Consider the following 21,944-nt stretch of genomic DNA (forward strand, 5'->3'; position numbering starts at 1 on the left):
AACCCCTTTTGAGTATTTTTCTTATATTTTTATCTATTCAAAGATAGAACACTCCTATCCTCACCTTATATTTATGCCATTTTAGGACCTCGCCAAGTCCAGTTGGCCATCTTCTTTAAATTCATACAAGCAAAAGTAAGCATCGCCTGCATCGACAATTTTTTAAGTCCCCTTAACGTTGTCCAACGCATACCATGCTTTTCTTTTGCATCAGCGAATACACGCTCAATCGTTTCCTTTCGCTTTGCATATATAGGTTTTACATCTTTGTGATGACGAAGATGATCTACTTCCTCCACATACTCCTGCCAAACATGACGTGTCACCACTTTTTGATGTTCCTTACTTTGTGTACACTTGGCCAAAAATGGACAAGCGGCACATACATGCTTTGGTGATTTGTACTCACGATAGCCCTCTTTCGTAGTCGTTGAGTAATTCAAAATCTCACCTGCGGGACATATGTAACAATCAAAGTGTTCATCATAAACATATTCATGCTTCCGAAAGAATCCCTCTTTCGTACGTGGTCTAGTATATGGCAAGGCAGGTGTAATTTCGTGTTCAAGTAAGTATTTAGTGATGGCAGGTGTTTTATAGGCTGCATCTGCCGCAACAGCTCTAGGCTTGCCAACCTTCTCAATAACTCGGTCAACTAACGGTTCAAGGATTACACTGTCATGTATATTTCCTGGTGTAACAATGGTTCCTAAAACAAATCCGTTTCGATCAGAGGCCGCATGAAAGGAATACGCAAACTGCTTTGTACGTTCGTCCTTAACATAGTAGCCACTCTCAGGATCTGTGGTGCTTTCTTTTATTTCTTTTGATTCTTCTTTCTCAAATTTGTCCGGCGGGAATGGTTTCTTCCCATGGTCTTCACGGTCTTTATTGATTTCTTCTTGTAGTTGTTCTTGATAAGCTCGGGTTTCCTTGCGTACTACTTTCTTTTCGAACTTATGCTTGTTAGCACTAGCCTTCACATGTGTAGAGTCTATAAATACATGCTCAGCACTTATTAGATTCTTTTCAGATGCCGTTTTTAAGATTCGATAGAATATCTGTTCAAATAGGTCCGTATCTTTAAAGCGTCGCTCATAGTTCTTTCCAAATGTAGAGAAATGTGGGACCTTATCATGGAACCCATACCCTAAAAACCAACGGTAGGCCACATTAGTTTTTAATTCCTCAATTGTTTGACGCATCGACCGAATGCCAAATGTATATTGAATAAATGTAAGTTTAATTAAAATCACTGGGTCAATACTTGGGCGACCTATATCTGAGTATGTATCTTTCACCAAATCATATATGAATGAGAAATCAATAGTCTTCTCAATTTTTCGGACTAAGTGATCTTCAGGTACCAACTCGTCTAAAGCGACCATTTCTAACTGTTCACGTTGATTAGGATTATGTTTTGAAAGCATCTTCATCACCTCAAGTATTTTTCTATTTCTATTTTAAAACAAAAAAGACTGTAGGCAAACTCGATTTTCTTCGAGTTTGTCTACAGTCTGAAATGAGCCCCATTACAGGGCTCATTTTTTGTTTATGAGGCTGGGACATAACAAAAAAACCTTTAAATCCGAACATTTTTTGGGAGTTCTATGCTGCAAATTCTGTAAAGTTCGACTGAGATAAAGGAATCACGTTGAGCCGTGGCGAATCGATGACGACTTATCGGAGGAAGAGGACCTGAAGTTTGTTAACAGGTAGCCGCCGGAAGTTAGACAAGCTCACTACCACCCCGTGGAAAGCGAGTACTGCAAGAGGAGACCAACCCATAACACCAACTAAGTATAAAGCATAATGTTTACGTAAACAGGCTCAATTAAGATAACAAGTGTTGCAAACGGCAATTAAGTTTAGAATGTATGTTTATTGTGAAAATATTTGTCAACTTATAAATTAAATTAGTTGACATAAAAATAACTATTCATTACCATATACATATTAAAGTGTGTATTGGGGGAATTGAAATGGACTGGAGTCTTTTAGCAAATGAAGTATTGAATGGTAAGGTACTGACCCAAAGTGAAGCATTATCTATACTACAATCAAGTGATGATGAGTTGCTTCTATTATTAAATGGAGCATTTCAAATTAGAAAGCATTACTATGGTAAAAAGGTAAAATTGAATATGATTATGAATACAAAGTCTGGATTATGTCCAGAAAACTGTAGTTACTGTTCACAGTCAATTGTATCAACTGCACCAGTCGAAAAATATCAAATGTTGGATAAAGAAACCATCCTCAATGGTGCAAAACGGGCACATCAACTTCGTGCAGGGACATTTTGTATTGTAGCTAGTGGTAGAGGACCATCAAATCGAGAAGTTGAACATGTTGCATCAATTGTCCAGGATATAAAGTCTACATATGATTTGAAAGTATGTGCCTGTCTAGGAATTTTAAAGCCTGACCAAGCAAAAAAACTTAAGGAGGCAGGTGTTGATAGATATAATCATAATCTTAATACATCAAAGAGCCATCATGAAAAGATAACGACTACCCATACATATGAAAATCGCATTGAAACAGTTGAGACAGCCAAAAGTAGTGGGATATCACCATGTTCTGGTGTTATTATTGGTATGAAGGAGAGTTTTCTAGATGTTGTACATATGGCTTTTAGTTTACGAGAATTAGATGCTGATTCTATTCCGATAAACTTCCTTCATGCGATTGAAGGAACACCGCTTGAAGGAACAGATGAATTAAATCCACGTTATTGTTTAAAAGTACTAGCTTTATTTCGATATATAAATCCATCAAAAGAGATTAGAATTTCTGGAGGACGTGAAGTCAATTTACGTTCATTACAACCATTAGGGTTATATGCTGCAAATTCAATTTTTGTTGGTGATTATTTAACAACTAAGGGTCAAGAGACAACTGTCGACCATAAAATGTTAGACGATTTAGGATTTGAAATTGAATTTCTACAGGAGCAGCTGAATCAACGTTGAATAAAACATTACGGTTTCATTCTTTAGCCGAACAAGATATAATATAAAAATCTTGTGGTTGGAGGAGAAAACATGAAATCCTTTTATCATTATTTATTGAAATATCGTCAACCTAAGCCTTTGGATGAAATAGCAGTTTTTGCAAATGATGCCTATCTCGACCATGGTTTTCCTAAGAATTCGACAAACTATGATGAGTTAAGCACTTATTTAGAAATGCATGGACATTATTTACCGAGTATGGCAATATTTGACGAGGCTTGGCAAAGATATGAATCGGATATATTAAAGCGTTGAGTTAAGAAAATGAGAGAGGGTGACTCAAAACAAAAGTGTCAGACCCCTAAAAACACAATATATAGTGACCTATATACTCGTGTGTTTAGAGGTGTTACATTTATAATGAGTACCCTTATTTTTGTCTATAGAATATTATTTGACCGATGGTATACGATGTTATTTCGAAAACATTTAAATCTATATCATTCATGAACGAAATTATTAGCCTAAAAAAACAAGTAAAGCGTTAAATTGACTTTTTTCCTTATATCGAATGGACATTTCTTTGCATATATTACTATATTCAAATGAAAATCACGATAAAGGGAGAGAGCGACTATGGGTGATGGCAGAAGGAGAAAATTTAAACTAGAGGATATAGTCGTGATTACCATGTACGGTACAGTAGGAAAGATTACGAATATACATGAAATAAATGGACAATTCGTATATGAAGTCAATCATAGTGATTCACTTTACTATGAAAATGCTTTAAGCCTATATTCAGATTATGAGGGACCGTTAAAAAAAATTGAAGAAATAAATATTGAGGTATTTTATCGAATTGGTGATATCGTGTTTCATGAAGCTTATGGAACTACAGAGTTTCAAATAATCGGAATTTGTACAGAAGTTTGGAGATATAAAGATGAGGGATGGGAAGAGGTAATTTATGAGTTAATAAGGATAAAGGATGGTGAATGGTTAGAAGCTAAGGAAAGTGAGATTATATCCGTGTCAAATAAACATAAAGAATCCTCCCATTATAAGCTACTTTTCAATACGCATAAACATAAGGATAGTCAGAAACATATTAATAAACCTCAACAAGTACTGAAAGAAAGATACCAAACACGGAAAAAAATAGACCAATTGCTAGATTCCTATAATGATTATAAAATATTATATGAGATGTTTCATGACGAAATTTATAAAGAAAAATTAGAACTAATTGTTTATAAATTACAAAATTATAGTAAACTCGATTTGTATTAATTAGAGTAGTAATGAAAATAACACATAACAAAAATAAGGTAAACAAAAACAAATCATGATAAAAAATAACCCCCGTAGTATGCTCTGTAATAGCTTGTCATAACCATTGCCATCCAAAAAATGTAGTAGTGATTGTTTAGCATTTTCTATGAAAGTCATTTAAAAATCGCTCCTTTGGCTTGTCCTATAATTCATCTATATGACTAACTTTTTTTAATATGATTAAAGTTTTTCAAAAAAATATAACTTCATATTGATCGATCGATAGAAATGTTCATGCAAACAAAATATTTTATAAAATGTCTTTAATGATGACATATGTCCATGTGTATGGACATAAACAATTAAAGGGGGGCGATATTGTGAGGGAAATTGAAGTAATTATTGATACGGAGGAAATTGCGGAGTTCTTTTACAATGAGCTCACAAAAAGAGGGTATGTGCCAGGGGAAAGCGAAATTGAGGAATTAGCTGACATAACCTTCGAATATTTATTAAATAAATGCATAATTGATGAAGCAGAGGATATTGACGAAGAAGATTAATCTGCAACAAATAAATAGACTGACTATTAGTAATGGTAAAAGAATGCTAATAGAGCAGTCTTATTTTTATTGTCTGTTTTTTAACATTAATTTGGTGGTTTAAGGGAATTATTCACTGTAAACTAGATTATTATTTGATATTTCTTCCTTCAAGATGTATAAGAATCGTAAGCTGCTTCCTAAGATGAAAACCTTAACAAGGTTATTAGTCTAGTCTATGAGTGAATGTAATGAGGAAATCATTTTAATGTCTCTCTTAACATTTTTGGTAATGTCAGCAGAATTTACGGTGATTCCTTTTTCGAACCCATCAATGATCTTTGTATTAGTAAACCAATCGGTTGTAGAATCAAATGTATGCTGTAAGTCTGGCCAAGCCTCTTGTAATGTTGGGCTGTATATTTCCTTAGCATCAGAATTGTTTGAGAATTGATGCGGCCAATAATCCTTTCTTGATGCTGTGTGAGTTTGTTCAAATGCATATTGTAGGCAAGACCGATAGTACAATTTAGAGAATAAAATAGAATATAGCTTTTTACCAGTTATTATCCTTTCATGTACTGAAGGAAAACGGTGTATTTCTAAACCAGCTAATGAAAACTTTCGTAAGAATTGGTACCGTTTGTATGGGAAAATAACATGAGTAAGCCCGAGTTTTTCCTGAAGTATAAATGGTAAGGATGAAAAAAGATTGCTTTCCTTTTTAAATGAATTCATTAAATGGGACTCTACATATTGCTGTTCATTTGTAATTAATGCTAATGTTAATAATGGTGAATTATTTGAAATTAAGAAGTACTCCCATACAGGGGGCATAAAGCGTGATATTTGAAAACGGGGCGCTAAATAAAAATAGGATGTATTGTCACTTTTACTTAACTCATATAAAAGAAGTTGTGGGTAAGCATCATGGAAAATAAGTGCATTTGCTCTTTCTAATAAATGAAAAAGTTTATGCTTTAAACGTGAACTTATAAACTGTCGAATCATATCTCCTTTTAAATCAGTCATATTGTAGCCACCGTTTCGTGATACCATATGAGCTAAAAAGGACCAATGGACTTCCGGATGTTTTTGAAAAAAATCCAGATAGGCATTAGTTCTGCTGATATTATTTTTATTATGGAAGTTCGTTTCATATCTAATCCAATTAATCATCTCTCTTTCTTTATTTGTGATAAGAAGAGGCGATGAGCTTGAAGAACCTTGTGATTGATGAATCCTCTTTAATAGTTCATTTAACTCAGTTTCATGTATAATTGTTATATGATTCGTTGTTTTAGACCAAGTCTTGAAGCATGGTAACATTTTATGAATCATTCCAATCGTACTTTATTCAAATTAACGGCTAATGTCTTTACCTTAGCCTATGAAAAAATGAAACTTTTGTTCATATTTAACGTATTAATACTATAAAATCGAAATGAGGGATTTATATGTTAAAGAAAATATTAAAATCAATGCTATCGAGTTCTCACTCGCATTCACGATCAAGACATTATAGTTCAAGTGACTTTAAAAAGAGAAGGCATCATTCACATCATCCATCTTCATATGGGCATCATCATTATAAAAGAAAACGCAAATCTTCTAGCTTTTTTAGTTCTTTTGGCTCTTATAGCAGTTAATGAAATATTTGTATTCAAAGTATCTTCAAGTAAGTGAGAGACCATTTAGAAGGTCTAAACTGATTCTAGATGAGTATGAAATAGTCGATATGCTTGGCAAGGGAAGCTATGGGTTAACTTATTTAGTTAAGGATCGTCGTGGACATCCATATGTTTTAAAGCAGCTACGGAAATATAAGCAATATGATGAGAGTGGTAGATTATCATTCCAACGAGAAGCTGAAATAATGAAGAGACTAAACAATGATGCTTTCCCTTCATGTTATCGTCAGTTTGAATATCTTAATAAATGTTTTATATTAATGGAATTCAAAAAGGGTTTAACTTTTGAGCAATTAATATTTGATAAGAAATGTAAGTTTTCAGAGAAAGAGACTTTTACTCATTTAATTCATATTCTCAAAATCGTAAACGAAATCCATCAACAAGACATTGTCCATCGTGATTTAAGAATCCCAAATATCCTTTTTAACGATGGACATTATTATATTATAGACTTTGGTTTGGCAAAATTTTTAAAAGACAACCGAGAAGACGAACATAATGATGGGAATATTGCGAAAAGGCTGTTTAGAGAAGTTGCATTTAAAAGTGATTTTTATGCTTTAGGTCATTTTGTATTGTTTTTATTATATTCATCCTATACCCCGGTTTCTAGAAAGAATAAAACTTGGGAGGAAGAATTAAGTATCTCTACAGAAGGTAAGAGTATACTACGCAAGATGTTACAATTATCTAAGCCTTATGAAACTATTGAACCGTTAATAAGTGATGTACAGGATTGTTTACAGAACTTAGTTGACTAACATATATTTCGCTTTTATTTTTTGGCTCTTTTAAAGGCTGTTTTCGTAAACATAGGCTTTAACTCAGTTGTCGTTTAGGATTGGTCTCCGCTATAATACTCGCTTTCCGAGGGGGGGGAGCCTCATAGCTCCTTGCGGCACGAACAAGCAAACTTCAGGTCACCTCCCTACGATAAGTCATCATCGATTCGCCATTCGGCTCATCGTGATTCCTTTATCTCAGTCGATGCCCCTCCAGTTTGTACGTCGATGGGCAAGCCGCCACGCCTTTCGTATTCCTCAGCGTAAACTCCTGCGGGATCTCACCTTTCCCACGCATCACGCAGGAGTCTCGCAATCAGCTCCTACCAATCCCTTAAAAAAGGTTAGTTGTAACTGTTCCTCTTGAGAGATAGGTAGTGAGGTATGATATGAGCGGCATTTATCCGGTTCACGATGAGATAGTGGCGAATCGATATGACTAAATGTAGGGATTTGAGGATTCCCCTCACCTTACAGTGAGTATTGCACAAGGTAACCAACCTAAAAAGTCAATTAAGTAAAATACAACATTGTTTACGAATTAAATGACAAAGGGGATAGAAGGATGTTTAAAAAGATTGCTGCAGATGCTTTAGGTTTGTCAGATATTGGTACAATTATTAAACCAACAGACTATGATAAAACAGATGCTGATGATTATGTCATGCATGAGGATAATGAAAAAATTTATTTTTTAATAAAAACAAAAGCAGATGAATATTGCTTTACAAATTTAGCAATTATCCATGTAGATGGTGAAAGTGCTACATCCTCGAAAAGAACGCTGAAGAGATATCCATATTCTCAACATCGAATTTCTTCTGTATTATTAGAAACAGCTGGAAAAATTGATATGGACGTTGAAATAAAATTCCATGTAGGGAATGTAGCATTTGATATTGATGTGAGGAAAGACCAAATAGAAGAATTAAAAGATTTGTATAAAGCACTATTACGCATTTCTGAATTAACTTTTGAAAATGAAACTAAGCATAATTTCGCAATGGAAAGCTTAAACAAAGCTGTTTCAGTGCTGCAAAATTCACGAACAGATGACAACAATCTAACAGACACATTAAAAGGTTTAACAGAAGTCGGCTTTACATGGTTAATGTCTGCACACGACCAATATCATGTGAAGGACTTCGGGGACGTTTATGAAAAATATATAAACAATTAACAGTTCGACAACTTAGTAAAAAGCAATAATGTTTACAAAAATATCCTGATGAATTGAAGACTTTGACAATACATTTGAGAATGATTCAAGAAACTCTGTTCCTCCAATATAATCTATAGAATGCAAATTCGTTCTGTATATTATGTAGGATGAACAGGCTTTTTGGAGCATTCTCATTTTTTATTAGTGCGCACAAATAGAATAAAAATTTACCAATTGTAACAAAATGGAAATATCGGAAATATAATTTGTTGTTACAGGAGGTGTTTGTTTGTTTAAGCTGTTACTTATCACAGGTATTACATTCTTCTTATGTGTAATTTTATATCCAAGTGAACCTATCTACTTGATTGATGTCCAAATATCATTATTTTTTGAATCAATACGTTCAATACCTTTAAACAAGTTCTTTTCAGCGATGTCAGATATAGGTTCGATCAAATTTTTATTACCGCTATCTTTAATATGTGGCATCTTTTTATTTATAAGAAGAAGATACTTGGAGATCGTACTCCTCTTCTTTATCTTATTTAGTGTTAGATTTCTTAATGAGTTGATTAAAAACATGTTTAAACGTGAAAGACCAAATATGAATCCTGTCTATGAGTTAACAGATTATAGCTTTCCAAGTGGACATGCTATGAATTCCATTGCATTATATAGTTTATTATGTTACTTTGTCTTGAAATATGTAAAAAATAGTAATAGTAGGAGAGGGATATTATTTATAAGTAGTCTTGTCATCTTATTAATTGGTGTAAGTAGAATTTATTTAGGTGTTCATTTTTTTACAGATGTAATTGCTGGCTTTTCAATCGGATTTGCTTGGTTTATCTTGAACATTGTATTTTTCGCTAAAATTAGCCGTATATTCGACAAAAATAGAACTGTTTAGGCAAAGGGTTTCCCATAGGTTTTCTCTAATAAGTATTATAGTATATTCATATAGGGTAGGTGGGAGAAATATGGTTAAAACTTTACTGAAAAAAAGGTTGCTTAATTTTGATATTACAATATTCCAGACTCCAAAATTTGGCGAAAAAAAAGGTTATCAAGCAGTGTATCGGCTTATCGCAAAAGGGGAATCACATCGAGATGTAATGGAAAAAGTTTTTCAAACCTTTAATGTCTCAGACCTTATACCAAACGATTATGATGCACGTTATCTTGGCACTGGAGATATTGTCTTTATTGATGAAGGAAAAAAAGGACAATATTATTACCAACTGAAACCTGAAGGATGGAAGAGAATTAATCGAATTATCGTTAGGTGAACAGCCAAGTCATTCCTCTAAAAGTGAGTTTTAGAATATTAAGAATTTTACTAGCCATATGAACAAATGCTATGATGAGTGAAGTAAAAGATAATAGAGAGGATGATTTGATGAGTGTTCATATTGGTGCTAAAACGAATGATATTGCAGATACTGTGTTGCTCCCTGGAGATCCTTTACGTGCGAAATATATAGCAGAAACCTTCTTGGAGGATGTTCATTGTTATAACGAGGTAAGAGGGATGCTTGGGTTCACTGGTAACTATAATGGCCGAAAAGTTTCGGTACAAGGTACTGGAATGGGAGTACCATCTATTTCAATATACATAAATGAACTGATAAACAGCTATAATGTACAAAATTTAATTCGTGTTGGAACATGTGGCGCAATACAAAGAGATGTGAAAGTTAGAGATGTCATACTAGCAATGAGTGCTTCAACAGATTCGCAAATGAATCGATTGACATTTGGTGGTGTTGATTACGCACCGACTGCAAATTTTGAATTACTAAAAAAAGCATATGATACAGGTATAGATAAAGGACTCTCTTTAAAAGTAGGAAATGTATTTACTGCAGATATGTTTTATAATGATAATGCTGAGCACGAAAAATGGGCTAAATATGGTATATTAGCTATTGAAATGGAAACGGCAGCATTATATACTATTGCAGCAAAATTTAATCGAAAAGCATTATCGGTATTAACTGTAAGTGACCATATTCTAACTGGTGAAGAAACATCAGCAGAGGAAAGACAGACGACATTTAATGAGATGATTGAAGTGGCATTAGATATTAGCTAGCTTACAATAGGAAAAAGAATATTCAGGATTTAAGGGAAGAAATCAATAGTGATTTCTTCCCTTTTCTTATATAATACTTGTCCGTCTGCAGATTTTGTCGATATAATAAGATGGAAAGAAAATGAAATAACGTTTAAATGAACTGCAAAAAGGAAAAATAAGGGTAGGTGATTTAATCGCGTTAACCTGACCTGTGAAAACATACCGGGTTAAATAAATGGATTAACTGTGAATAGATAGGGTGATAAAATGAACTTTTTAGGTAAAGTGGGGATTGTATTTCTGCTGATATTCTCTTTAACTGCATGTACGAACTACTCGTTACCGAAAACTGTACCACAAAATAACGGGTCAGAGGAAATTAAGCAGTCTGGAATTAAAGAGCAGGTTAACAATATTGAAACAAAAAATCGTGAGGATGAGCAGCTTGACCGAGAATTTTTATTGGAAAACCAATATTTTAATATAATTAAACAAGTCGATGGTAAACAGGTTATCGAAAATCCAACAAATATTTTAGCAATGGTGAACAAGGATTATATGTTGCCAGAGAATTATGAACCGAATGATTTAGTCACACCGAATGTCGCATTTTCCTTTGGTGACGCAGATATACCACAGCGTTATATGCGGAAAGAAGCAGCACAAGCTTTAGAAGAGCTGTTTCAATTAGCTGAAAATGAAGGAATAGAGCTATTTGCTGTTTCTGGATATCGTTCTTACACAAGGCAGCATGGTATCTTTGAAGCAGAGAAAAAAGCTAAAGGTGAAGAAGAGGCGCTGCATGCTGTTGCATTGCCAGGGCAAAGTGAGCATCAATCTGGTTTAGCGATGGATGTGACAAGTCGAAGTGCTAACTTAGAAATTACTGAAACCTTTGCAGAAACGAAAGAAGGAAAATGGGTTGCCGCAAATGCTCATCGTGCAGGTTTTATTATAAGGTATCCTAAAGGGAAAGAAGACATTACAGGATATCAGTTTGAACCGTGGCACTTACGTTATATTGGTAAAGAAAGAGCAGAAGTTCTTTATAAAAATCAAATTACGTTGGAAGAGTATTTTAATAAAGTAAAAAAAATCTAAACATTAAAATGTATACAGGTGGAAAGATGGATAGATTAAAGAAAAATTTAAAAATCCTCTTTATTGGCTATAATCCTAGTATCATCTCAGCTGAAACGGGGCACCATTATGCTAATCGCACAAATCGCTTTTGGAAAATCATTTTTGAGGCAGGTATTACAGAACGTATCTTTTCACCTGATGAAGACGATTTATTATTGGAAAAAGGTATAGGATTTACGAATATTGTATCAAGACCTACTAAATCAGCTGCGGAAATTACTACTGAGGAATATGAGAGAGGTCGCGAGGAACTTTATTGGAAAATTAAGAATTATCAACCTGAAATTGCATTTTTTGTCGGTAAAGGTGTCTATTTGAAGTATGCGAGAACGAAAAAAGCAAATTGGGGTTTCCAAAGTGACCAAGTCATTAAAGGTGTTATCGATTTTGTTGCACCATCTTCAAGTGGGCTTGTTAGAATGAAGATGAATGACATTGTTGCGATATATAAAGGAGTAACTACTTTATTATAGGCGATAGTTATTAAATGTGATGAAAATGTGAGGCGATTTTTTCACGCCGTTGCATTTTGATATTTGGGTTACATATTACAGTATGTATTGTATTTCTAACTATCTACATTTTGAGCTTGCTACAATGGACTAATAGTCAGTGAGGAGAAATGAGCTTCCTGAGGGTATAACACCTGCAAAGCTTGAGTTTCTCACTTCTCCCTTTAGTCAAATTTCACTCTAGTAATAATCTCACGAGTTGGCGTCAACTTGAACTTCTTAAAGTAAGTGATACAAAGTTTAGAACAAAATACTCAACATGCAGCTAGTATCAGGATAACCCAAAAAAAATCTTCAAAAAATATAATGTTTGGACCCCTCATACACTAACGAATAGATTTTAAGTGGAGTTAATAAATTGTAATGATTATTTGAGGGGTCAGACAAGAAATGTCAATTCATGACTACCAAAAAAATAATCCAGCTAACGCGATTCCAGTTATAAGACCGAGGCCAATTCCGTATGGATAACCATATCCATATCCATAATAGCCAAAGCCATAGCCAGGTCGTTGATTTAAAGGTTGAATAAACACCTTATGAGGTGTAACGCGACAAATTTTACCAACATGAACACGCCCGTAACTATCATTAATTCGCACAACTTTTCCGTTATAACGGCAACATAAATGATAATAATGTTGTGACATTTTCATACCCTCCCTTACCATTTATCACCATATGATATGGTAAATTCGGTCTGAGGGATTGTACGCAAAACTATATTTAATAAATTATTTAGTAAAAGAGGTGAAACTTTTGAGAAGTTAGCTGTGAGTTACGTAATTTCTATGAATTAGGGCTTTTATATAGTTGTTATATATGTTCCTATCTTTTAATTTGACAAACATCATAAGTACCCTACAAAACATATAAATTATTTTGCTCGTTTTATAGCATAGAAGACACAGTATGATACTTTATTTGCATATTTTACAGTTAACTCTTCGTGGTGTGTTAATAGCTCGAAAGTTTCTTGAGGAATAACACTGATTGGTGAGAATTCTGTTGTCGGGTCCCCATTGTCTATTAACTCAATGGTAGTAGAAGTTGAAATCTTTTTAACTGGTAAATGATAGTGGGAAAACAGTTCTTTCCATCGTTCAATTGTTGGAATATTCTTCATGCCATAAAATGTTGTTAATTCGTGTTGCTCCTCATCAGTTAAAGGTGATTGTTGCACCATTTCTATCGCAATAAGCATTCCGTTATTTTTCAGGATTCGAAAAATTTCTGGCAAAGTATGAGATATCGTAGTAAATTGTAGGACGGATTCAGATAAAACAATGTCAAAACTGTTTTCAGAAAAAGAGGTACTTGCCAAATCTTCAATATAGTAACTTATTTTCATATTACTCTCAAGATTTCTTTTTTTTGCATGCTCAATCATTTTAGGATTATTCACAACCCGCATCCAATATTGTATAGTTTAACGGAAATTGTTCTTGTTCAAATATTTTTTTTGTTAATAACAGTCCGCCGGGATGTGCACCTCCGATACCTAATGTTGCTAATAGTTGTAAATAATTCATTTTTCACCTCCAATATTATTATATGCTATATAAATAGTGAATTGTCTAAATACAATAGTAAAGTTTGTGCTTTTGATAAATTTTATTTAACCTAGGTTTGATTAATTTATAAATTTCAGTCTTGTAGACTTTTACTAATGAACATCTCACTTGTAATGATGAAAGAAATCGCTCTACTTGGTCATTTATATAAGTTAGGATTTGATTTTTATAAAAAAAGGTCTTATTTTTTAACTTCTGTTCAATTTCACTTATTAACATGAAAGAAAAACGAATCATTTTATAATCAATTTTATCCATGTATTCCGCTAGTTGCATTGTGGTAACCTCCTGAATTTACATTCGCTTAATAAACTTTACATTATATTTACAAAAAAGTATCGTAGTTCTTGTCGAATAATTAAATTATTTAAAAATTAGGCCTTTTATAGAATATCCATTTAAATAATGTTATAATCTACAACTATTTTTTAATGAATTTTTATTGGATTATTATCATACTTACATCATCAGTTCATAAATGGGGTATTTATTTAGAATAGTCGGTGGGCGTATAATACAAGTACTAGCAGTGTCCTGTAGATGTGAAATAACATGTGTGAATAAAAGTATGATTAGATAATTCACCTTGTGCTATTCGAATAACTCATTAGGAATTATCAAAATATATCATTTTAGATAAAAGGAACTATGTTAATGAAACTGGCCTAAATTTATTGACGAATGTATTGTGGTTTAGACATAATAGGAACATACATAAAGGTGGTGGAGTAGTTAGTGAAGAAAAGTAGTTTTATTATGTGGATGGTATTTACTGTTATTATTTCATCGGGTCTTACTTTTGGCCTCTTAAAATTAAGTGAAGGAAGATTTGATGGAGACGGTCAAGACCCATTTATTAAGCTAAAATCAACTTATCAGATACTAGAAAGTGGTTACTATAAAAATATCGACCAAGATAAACTTGTTGAAGGTGCAATAAAAGGAATGGTTGAATCATTAGAGGATCCATATTCTGTTTATATGGATGTCGAAGAGGCTAAGAGCTTTAATGAAAATATCTCGTCCTCATTCGAAGGAATCGGAGCGGAAGTTCAAGAAAGTGATGGCAGTATTATGATTGTTTCACCAATAAAAGGTTCACCTGCTGAAGAGGTTGGCTTAAAACCTAGGGATATTATAATGAAGGTTGATGGTGAATCTGTTGAAGGCCTTTCAGTAAATGAAGCAGTTTTGAAAATCAGAGGTGAAAAAGGATCTAAAGTTAAACTAATTGTTAATCGTAAAGGTGTGGGCGAGTTAACATTTACGATTACGAGAGATACAATACCTTTAGAAACTGTATACTTTGAAGTAATCGAGAATAATGTAGGTAAGATACAAATTACTAAATTCTCTGAATCGACCACAAAAGAATTAGAAAAGGCAATTACTGAATTACAAGCTAAAAAAGTTAGTGGATTCATTATCGATTTACGTCAAAATCCAGGTGGTTTAATGAATCGAGCTATCGAAATGGTCGAATTATTTGTTCCTAAAGGAGAAAACATTCTACTTGTTGAGAATAATAACGGAGCAAGGGAAGTATATAAATCTGAAAAAGAGCCAATCGTAAAAGAACCGGTAACAGTTCTAATCGATGGAGGAACTGCTAGTGCAGGGGAAATCATGGCTGCTGCTTTACAACAATCTGCTGGAGCAACCTTAGTAGGTGAGAAGACTTTTGGGAAAGGTACAATTCAAACTGCACAACAATTCAATGATCATTCATCTGTAAAGTTTACCACTGCAAAATGGTTAACTCCAGATGGTTCATGGATACATGAGAAAGGGATTGAGCCTCAGGTAAAAGCTGAATTACCGGATTATGCACATTTAACTTACATGAACCCTGAGAGTATCTTGAAGTTAGGTGATGCTTCTGAAGAGGTTAATAATGCAAAGAAAATGTTAAAAGCACTAGGATATGAGAATATTCCGGATGAAGCATATTTTGACGAGCAGACAGAAAAGGCTGTTAAGGATTTTCAAACAACACACAAATTGACGGTTAATGGTCAGATTACTGGTGAAACAACGATAAAACTAATGCAACAATTACAACAAAAGGTTCAAGAGAATGATACACAACTCGAAAAGGCCATTTCAGTGCTTAAAGAGAAAAATAAAAAATAATACTACACATTACGACTAATGCAGAAGACCGGATATTTTAAATTCGGTCTTCTCTTTTTTATGATTTATTGTAAAGTTGTCTTGAATTAAAAATTCATACAAATAGGAGGTAGGGAATTTACATCTTATTTTCTAAACAAGATGGTATAGTTGAACATCCATTATTCATAAAGTATACTAAAAGTAATAAACTTACTTTTAGTTAGTGTTAAGTTCTAAAACTGATAAGAGGGGAGATTATCATGTATGAATAATTTCTTATGTCCTAAAATGGAATCTGCATTTCGACTATTAGGGAAACGGTGGAATGGCATTATTATACATGTGTTGTTGGATGGCCCAAAACGATTTAAGGACCTAACGGAAATTATTCCTAATATAAGCCAAAAAATGTTGTCGGAACGATTAAAGGAATTAGAAAGTGAAGGTCTTCTTGAGAGACTTGTCATTGCTGAAACACCTGTTAAAGTCATTTATCGATTAACTGAAAAAGGAGCGAGGTTACAAACTGTTATGAATGAATTGAAAGATTGGGCAAACTTATTTTGTGAATCGTGAATTAATAAAATTGATTGAAGTTAATCTTCTAAAATGAAGATAGATAAAAACCCCATTACAATGGATATCCGCCCACTCAAATTTACCTATAGATGAATACATTTAAGTGTAGGTATTATTAGAGGAGGTTAAAGAATGTCACATTATTTGATGAGAAATACAGAACCCCAGCCTTATGCTGATGAGCGTTTCTTTTTAGGAGGTCCTTTTGTTGGTGGATTATTAGGTGGCTTAGTAGGAACTACGATTTTTAGACCTAGACCACCATATTCACCATATGGCTATGGCCCATATGGTGGTTATGGAGTTCCGTACGGTGGAGGATACGGCTATCCTTATGGCGGAGGATATGGTTACCCATACGGTGGATATTATCGTTAAGGGTACCTTGTCATTAATTGTTAGTATATAAAGTGTATTTTAGGACGCGTTTCACATGAATGATGCAGTTGTGAATTGAAGACGAGGGAATTATTCATGATATCCCATGCTGTTTAATATTATATTAATTGAATTTATATAATGTTATGCGGAAATATGTCACAGATTAAGAAGACCTTAATAGAAAAGGTCTTCTTTGTATTATTATTTACAATAATCCTTATTCCTTAAGAATACTTATTTCAGAGATTGTATGTTCGTGTAATTTTGTTAGTTGTATTTCTAGTATACCATTCTCATAATGTGCTTTTGTTCCTTTTTTGGCAACAGGTGAGGGCAACATATATGTCGTTTTTTCGTTTTCATCAGTATCACTGTGGATAAATAATTGATGTGAACTGTGCTGTACTTTGATGGATTCGATTTTTTCTTTAGGAATACCTATTTTTACATAAAGATAATCGGTAGTCTCATATATGTCAAATTCAGAAAGTTCTTGTGTTTTTGTTCTTTCATTATCAACCTCATTATGAAATGGAAATTTATTTGAAGGTTCTGAGCCAAAGATATTCTTCATGATATCTTCTATATATTGTTCAACTTCCTTAGGGTTCATCTTTTGGAATTGTTTTGTGAAATTGGATTGATTAAATGGAAACTGGTTATTCCAAGGAAACATTCTATTCACCTTCCTAAGTTCAATAATGTTTACTATACTTTATGCAGTCCACTCATATATGTTAGCAGTTCGTATTATTTGGAGGTTTCCCACAAAGAAGTTTATAATGGTCATTAGAAGTGAGGGGAAACAGAATGGACACAACAGGTGATAATACATACAAATTGGGAATTGTATATACAACAGGTTCCTATTTACTTTGGGGAATATTACCTCTGTATTGGAAAATGATAGACAATGTTTCAGCTGGAGAAATTTTAGCTCATCGAATTGTTTGGAGCTTATCAGTATTTTTTTCTTTTTATTATGAAACAAATTTATTGCTGATAGGTGCTGGCATTGCGACGGCATTACCGTTATTGCTTTTTGCGAGTGGTGCAAAACGGATTCCATTAATTTTAGTTGGGATTATTCAGTATATCTCGCCAACGATTACTTTATTTATAGGTGTACTTTTGTATAATGAACCATTTACTCGTATAGAGGTAATGACATTTTCATTCATTTGGTGTGCGATTTTACTTTTCACCTTCTCGCATTCAAAGTACTTAAAGAAGGTTGAATTGATGATTCATAGAAGAAACTCTGTAGAGTTATAAAGGTTATTGTGTTTTATAATAACAATGGACTCTTTCTAAAAGGCTCTTCTCTAAAAGAATGTGTCTTTTTGCACTAACCTATTTTAAGGGTTTGTTGGAGTGGAAGTGCGAGACACATGCTAGATGTGCGGGGAGGAGGAAATTGAACGGGGGATTTATGCTGTCGATGCTATTTGGTATATGCTTAATAATCAGAATGTCCTTACCTCAGTCGACACACAAGTAGTAATTAACAATTATTTGCGATAACAGGCAAACAATAAACTAAAAACTTTGGTATATAGATAGGAGAATGAATGATGAAACCAATTACTAAACAGGAAATACAAACATATCTTGACCAATTCTTAAATAAAAGCGTATATATTCATTTGGAAACAACAACTGGTGCGTATAACGCCCATAAAAATGAAGCAAACATGACAGTTGTTGCCTTTATTCGTAATACTAAAGTTGTATACAATCAAGCAAAAATAACTGGAAATGGACCTTATCGAGTGGGTTTAAAGCTTGATGAAGGTTGGGTATATGCAGAAGGATTGACAGATTGGCTATACAATGAAAATGAACAGTTATTAATGGCTGGACATAACTCAGAAGGACAGTTAGCTATTGCACTACAGATAAGCTTGACACCTTTTCAATACTAAGCAAGTTAAATTAATGAAAGTAAGGAGATACGAATATGAAAGAGCATGTATTAGTTATTTTACCGCATCCTGATGATGAATCGTTCGGAGTAGCGGGTTTAATTGCACAAAAAAGAAAAGCAGGTATTCCTGTTACATATGCATGTGGTACTTTAGGGGAAATGGGGAGGAATATGGGAAACCCGTTATTCGCCAATCGTGAATCACTGCCACAAATTCGAAAGAAAGAGCTTGAAGAAGCTTGTAAGGCTATGGATATTCAAGATTTAAGACTTCTTGGTTTAAGAGATAAAACGCTTGAATTTGAGGATGATGAGAGATTAGCTGATATAATGGAGCAGCTAATTGATGAAATTGAACCTTCACTAGTTGTTACGTTCTATCCAGGTCATGGTGTACACCCAGACCACGATGCTTGTGGTGAAGCTGTAATACGAGCACTAAAACGCCGACCTAAACAAAAACGACCTGTAACTTACTGTATGGCGATAACAAATAATCGATATGAAGTTGTGGGTTATCCAGATGTTGAAATCAATATTACGGATGTAGCGGATATTAAGTTAAATGCATTAAAAGCACATCGTTCACAAACAGAAGGCATGTTAAAACAAATGGAAGAGAAATTATTAACGAAAGACAAAGAAGCATTGCAATGGTTTGAAAAGGAAGTATATTGGACATTCAAGTGGAATGATTAAATTCAATAAAGATGAAAAAACACCTTAAAAATTTCAAGGTGTTTTTTCATCTTTGTTTTATTGTTTGGATAACAGTCGCCAAATAAGAGTGAAAATTAATCAGATGTTAAAGGTGTATTGTTTTGAATCATTCGAAGTCTTACAGCTAGGCCAATAGCCCCTGCAGCTAAACCAGCAATTAATCCGACCCAATATCCAAATGCTGAAAGTTCGGTGTATTGAGCTAGAATATAGCCTAAAGGTAATCCAATCACCCAATAGGAAACTAATGCCATGAAAAACGTTACATTAACGTCTTTATACCCTCTAAGTGTCCCTTGTATCGGAGCTGCAATCGCATCAGATAGTTGGAAGAAAATAGCATAGATAAGAAAATCCTTTGTTAAGCTTAAAACTCGTGAGTCTGTCGTATATATCGAAGCAACTTCATGACGGAATAAATAAATGAATGTCGCAGAAATGATTGATAATAATAGTGCCATGGTAATTCCGATCCTACTATATTGTCTTGCAGCATTATACTGTCTAGCTCCAACTTCTTGTCCAACGACTATCGTTAATGCCATTGAAATACTTAACGGTAACATATATAGAAATGATGCAAAATTCATTGCTGCCTGATGTGAAGCGATCGTAATCGTGTTGTATTGACTCATGAATAAAGTTACCGCTGCAAAAATACTAGTTTCAAAAAAGATGGCCAAACCAATAGGAACACCTATTTTTAATAGGTCAAACCATATTTGAAATGATATTTTATAAAAGGTAGAAAATAAATTGAAATTTTTAAATGGTACTTGTTTGATAACAATAATAATTGCTATTAATGCAATACACCAATAAGTTAACGCTGAAGCTACACCTGCGCCTACCCCTCCGAGCTGAGGGACACCCCACTTACCGAAAATAAAAAGATAATTCAATAAAAAGTTAATTGGTAAAGAGGTTAAGGTGATAAACATTGTCACTTTTGTAAAGCTTAAAGCATCAACAAAACAACGGATGACTGCATAAAAAAATAAAGGGAAAATCCCAAAGGATAGTGCAATTAAATAGCCTTTTGCTATTTTCTGTACAGGATAATCGAGGCCCATATTATTTAATATTGGGTCAAGTGTAAAATAACCTATGATAATGACCAAAATCGAAATGACGATACCAATATATATACCTTGTATAACGATGTTTGGAACTTCATTTTTTTTATTTGCGCCGATTAATTGGGCAACAATTGGTGTTACTGCTAGGAGGATTCCACTTAATCCTGTGTAAACGGGAACCCATAGACTAGAACCAATAGCTACTCCTGCTAAATCATTTGGATTAACATGACCTGACATTGTAGTATCGAGGAAATTCATTGAATATAGGCCTAACTGCGTAATCAGAATTGGAAATAAAATCGATAAAAAGACATATAGTTTTTTTCTAATCGTTGTTGCTTTTTTCATATTTAATCCTCGCTTCTCTATTTCTAACTAGTGAATTATAACATGAAAAAAACAAAACCTCTGTATTTATGGTTTGTACCTATTTTAATATCACTTTACTTTCTTTTTTCAATATTAAAAAGACGGTAATAAATAAAGCTTAACGAAAAAAGAATAAATATACTAAATATATAATGTAAAACGACGTTTATCATAACTATTACCTCCATGATTAGTATGTGGGTTTTTTGAGAATTTATACATAATCGTTGAGAACCATTACTAGAAGTTTCTTGCATATTTACATAGAGACTCATTATGACTTTCAGTGTAGACGAAGAAGTCAATATTTTCACGAGGAGAGTAATTATGATTTAAATAGCCATGTTTAGAAAATAAGCTGTTACTACAAATACAATTTATAAAACATGCTCATACTATGCCTATTAGAGTGAAAGGGTGATCGACCAAGTGGAAGAGAATCAAAACATTGATATAAAAGAGAAAATTGCCTACCACTTAGAACAAATTATAGATGAAGCTGAAACAATGAAGTCTTCAATTGGAGAGAAAGATTATTGCCTATTATGTGAAATTGCACAAATAAAAGACCATTTTAATACTATCCAATCTTCAGCGTCATTTTATTATCTTAAATCATATATCGAACACTTTACGAACAAGACGATAGAAATAGCACGAGCCTTACAAAATTTGTCTGATAAACGCCATGGATGTCTAATGATAATAGAAAGATCTGATTCAGTTGAACAATATATTCAAGCAGGAGTTCAAATAAACGCTGACTGCTCAAGTAGGTTAATAGAAAGTATTTTTTTCCCTGGGAACCCTCTCCATGATGGTGCACTTCTAATAAAAACAGATCATATTATTTCGGCAGCAAATGTACTACCATTAACCTCTCAGAATTTCGGTGGTGAAAAGATAGGGACAAGGCATCGAGCTGCTATCGGACTTTCAGAGTGTACTGATGCATTAATCCTTATTGTTTCAGAGGAAACAGGCCGAATGTCTTTTGCACTAGATGGCACATTATATCCAATAAGTTCAGCGGAAACAAGAATTCAATAG

27 protein-coding genes are annotated in these 21,944 nt (G+C 33.6%); 19 read left to right on the forward strand and 8 right to left on the reverse strand.

Annotation, left to right across the window (positions count from 1 at the left end; genetic code table 11):
• Positions 1-71: 71 nt before the first annotated feature.
• A complete protein-coding gene (locus tag J2S19_RS00650) occupies positions 72-1,430 on the reverse strand; it encodes an IS1182 family transposase (protein ID WP_307335645.1) in 1,359 nt (452 codons plus the stop codon).
• Positions 1,431-1,982: 552 nt separating this feature from the next.
• Here J2S19_RS00650 and bioB point away from each other — a divergent pair.
• From bioB to J2S19_RS00670, 4 genes are all read left to right on the forward strand, one after another.
• Positions 1,983-2,975 carry a biotin synthase BioB gene (bioB, locus tag J2S19_RS00655; RefSeq protein ID WP_307335648.1) on the forward strand — a complete coding sequence of 331 codons (993 nt, stop codon included), beginning with the start codon at positions 1,983-1,985 and terminating at the stop codon, positions 2,973-2,975.
• Positions 2,976-3,047: 72 nt separating this feature from the next.
• The gene (locus J2S19_RS00660) at positions 3,048-3,272 is read left to right on the forward strand and encodes a YozE family protein (protein WP_307335652.1); all 225 of its coding nucleotides are present in this window, start codon (positions 3,048-3,050) and stop codon (positions 3,270-3,272) included.
• A 321-nt stretch (positions 3,273-3,593) separates the two neighbouring features.
• A complete protein-coding gene (gene yodN, locus J2S19_RS00665) occupies positions 3,594-4,250 on the forward strand; it encodes a germination protein YodN (RefSeq protein ID WP_307335655.1) in 657 nt (218 codons plus the stop codon).
• 362 nt (positions 4,251-4,612) lie between these two features.
• The gene (locus J2S19_RS00670; RefSeq protein WP_307335657.1) at positions 4,613-4,795 is read left to right on the forward strand and encodes a YozD family protein; all 183 of its coding nucleotides are present in this window, start codon (positions 4,613-4,615) and stop codon (positions 4,793-4,795) included.
• A 210-nt stretch (positions 4,796-5,005) separates the two neighbouring features.
• Here J2S19_RS00670 and J2S19_RS00675 read toward each other — a convergent pair whose 3' ends face one another.
• A complete protein-coding gene (locus J2S19_RS00675) occupies positions 5,006-6,115 on the reverse strand; it encodes a DUF2515 family protein (protein ID WP_307335661.1) in 1,110 nt (369 codons plus the stop codon).
• Between the two features lie 116 nt (positions 6,116-6,231).
• Here J2S19_RS00675 and J2S19_RS00680 point away from each other — a divergent pair, with 116 nt between their 5' ends.
• The 8 genes from J2S19_RS00680 (at position 6,232) to J2S19_RS00715 (ending at position 12,108) form a co-directional block, all read left to right on the forward strand.
• Positions 6,232-6,423 (forward strand): hypothetical protein, encoded by a 192-nt coding sequence (locus J2S19_RS00680; RefSeq protein WP_307335664.1) that lies wholly within the window; start codon positions 6,232-6,234, stop codon positions 6,421-6,423.
• Between the two features lie 8 nt (positions 6,424-6,431).
• Positions 6,432-7,229 carry a serine/threonine protein kinase gene (locus J2S19_RS00685; protein WP_307335667.1) on the forward strand — a complete coding sequence of 266 codons (798 nt, stop codon included), beginning with the start codon at positions 6,432-6,434 and terminating at the stop codon, positions 7,227-7,229.
• 586 nt (positions 7,230-7,815) lie between these two features.
• Positions 7,816-8,430 carry a PH domain-containing protein gene (locus J2S19_RS00690; protein ID WP_307335670.1) on the forward strand — a complete coding sequence of 205 codons (615 nt, stop codon included), beginning with the start codon at positions 7,816-7,818 and terminating at the stop codon, positions 8,428-8,430.
• A 271-nt stretch (positions 8,431-8,701) separates the two neighbouring features.
• Entirely contained in the window at positions 8,702-9,325 is a 624-nt protein-coding gene (locus tag J2S19_RS00695) for a phosphatase PAP2 family protein (RefSeq protein WP_307335674.1), read from the forward strand.
• A gap of 70 nt (positions 9,326-9,395) precedes the next feature.
• Complete coding sequence (locus tag J2S19_RS00700; protein ID WP_307335677.1) at positions 9,396-9,704, forward strand: YodL domain-containing protein; 309 nt, start codon at positions 9,396-9,398, stop codon at positions 9,702-9,704.
• A 110-nt stretch (positions 9,705-9,814) separates the two neighbouring features.
• Positions 9,815-10,510 (forward strand): purine-nucleoside phosphorylase, encoded by a 696-nt coding sequence (deoD, locus tag J2S19_RS00705; protein ID WP_307335680.1) that lies wholly within the window; start codon positions 9,815-9,817, stop codon positions 10,508-10,510.
• Positions 10,511-10,759: 249 nt separating this feature from the next.
• Entirely contained in the window at positions 10,760-11,593 is an 834-nt protein-coding gene (locus tag J2S19_RS00710) for a M15 family metallopeptidase (protein WP_307335683.1), read from the forward strand.
• A 26-nt stretch (positions 11,594-11,619) separates the two neighbouring features.
• A complete protein-coding gene (locus tag J2S19_RS00715; protein WP_307335686.1) occupies positions 11,620-12,108 on the forward strand; it encodes a mismatch-specific DNA-glycosylase in 489 nt (162 codons plus the stop codon).
• A gap of 443 nt (positions 12,109-12,551) precedes the next feature.
• Here J2S19_RS00715 and J2S19_RS00720 read toward each other — a convergent pair whose 3' ends face one another.
• From J2S19_RS00720 to J2S19_RS00735, 4 genes are all read right to left on the reverse strand, one after another.
• Positions 12,552-12,797, reverse strand: coding sequence for a hypothetical protein (locus J2S19_RS00720; protein ID WP_307335689.1), 246 nt, complete (start codon positions 12,795-12,797; stop codon positions 12,552-12,554).
• 227 nt (positions 12,798-13,024) lie between these two features.
• A complete protein-coding gene (locus J2S19_RS00725; RefSeq protein WP_307335692.1) occupies positions 13,025-13,552 on the reverse strand; it encodes a class I SAM-dependent methyltransferase in 528 nt (175 codons plus the stop codon).
• Positions 13,545-13,679, reverse strand: a complete 135-nt coding sequence (locus tag J2S19_RS00730) for a hypothetical protein (RefSeq protein ID WP_307335696.1) — start codon at positions 13,677-13,679, stop codon at positions 13,545-13,547. Before J2S19_RS00730 ends, J2S19_RS00725 begins: the two co-directional genes overlap by 8 nt.
• 45 nt (positions 13,680-13,724) lie before the next feature.
• Complete coding sequence (locus J2S19_RS00735; protein ID WP_307335699.1) at positions 13,725-13,997, reverse strand: hypothetical protein; 273 nt, start codon at positions 13,995-13,997, stop codon at positions 13,725-13,727.
• A 480-nt stretch (positions 13,998-14,477) separates the two neighbouring features.
• Here J2S19_RS00735 and J2S19_RS00740 point away from each other — a divergent pair, with 480 nt between their 5' ends.
• The 3 genes from J2S19_RS00740 to J2S19_RS00750 all read left to right on the forward strand — a co-directional run bounded on the left by J2S19_RS00740 (position 14,478) and on the right by J2S19_RS00750 (position 16,793).
• Entirely contained in the window at positions 14,478-15,854 is a 1,377-nt protein-coding gene (locus J2S19_RS00740) for a S41 family peptidase (RefSeq protein WP_370875017.1), read from the forward strand.
• Between the two features lie 246 nt (positions 15,855-16,100).
• Positions 16,101-16,412, forward strand: a complete 312-nt coding sequence (yodB, locus tag J2S19_RS00745) for a transcriptional regulator YodB (protein WP_307335706.1) — start codon at positions 16,101-16,103, stop codon at positions 16,410-16,412.
• 135 nt (positions 16,413-16,547) lie between these two features.
• Positions 16,548-16,793: a hypothetical protein gene (locus J2S19_RS00750; protein WP_307335709.1), complete on the forward strand. Its 246-nt coding sequence runs from the start codon at positions 16,548-16,550 to the stop codon at positions 16,791-16,793.
• A 220-nt stretch (positions 16,794-17,013) separates the two neighbouring features.
• Here J2S19_RS00750 and J2S19_RS00755 read toward each other — a convergent pair whose 3' ends face one another.
• Entirely contained in the window at positions 17,014-17,472 is a 459-nt protein-coding gene (locus tag J2S19_RS00755; RefSeq protein WP_307335711.1) for an Hsp20/alpha crystallin family protein, read from the reverse strand.
• Positions 17,473-17,606: 134 nt separating this feature from the next.
• Between J2S19_RS00755 and J2S19_RS00760 the strand changes: the two genes are divergently transcribed.
• The 3 genes from J2S19_RS00760 (at position 17,607) to bshB2 (ending at position 19,422) form a co-directional block, all read left to right on the forward strand.
• Positions 17,607-18,071, forward strand: a complete 465-nt coding sequence (locus J2S19_RS00760; RefSeq protein ID WP_307335715.1) for an EamA family transporter — start codon at positions 17,607-17,609, stop codon at positions 18,069-18,071.
• A 299-nt stretch (positions 18,072-18,370) separates the two neighbouring features.
• On the forward strand, positions 18,371-18,721 hold the full coding sequence (locus J2S19_RS00765) for a YojF family protein (protein WP_307335719.1): 351 nt from the start codon (positions 18,371-18,373) through the stop codon (positions 18,719-18,721).
• A gap of 35 nt (positions 18,722-18,756) precedes the next feature.
• Entirely contained in the window at positions 18,757-19,422 is a 666-nt protein-coding gene (gene bshB2 / locus J2S19_RS00770; RefSeq protein ID WP_307335723.1) for a bacillithiol biosynthesis deacetylase BshB2, read from the forward strand.
• Between the two features lie 95 nt (positions 19,423-19,517).
• Here bshB2 and J2S19_RS00775 read toward each other — a convergent pair whose 3' ends face one another.
• A complete protein-coding gene (locus J2S19_RS00775; protein WP_307335726.1) occupies positions 19,518-20,873 on the reverse strand; it encodes an MATE family efflux transporter in 1,356 nt (451 codons plus the stop codon).
• 441 nt (positions 20,874-21,314) lie between these two features.
• Here J2S19_RS00775 and cdaS point away from each other — a divergent pair, with 441 nt between their 5' ends.
• The gene (gene cdaS, locus J2S19_RS00780; RefSeq protein WP_370875018.1) at positions 21,315-21,944 is read left to right on the forward strand and encodes a sporulation-specific diadenylate cyclase CdaS; all 630 of its coding nucleotides are present in this window, start codon (positions 21,315-21,317) and stop codon (positions 21,942-21,944) included.

The sequence above is a fragment of the Metabacillus malikii genome (genome assembly GCF_030813355.1).
Taxonomy (GTDB): domain Bacteria; phylum Bacillota; class Bacilli; order Bacillales; family Bacillaceae; genus Metabacillus; species Metabacillus malikii.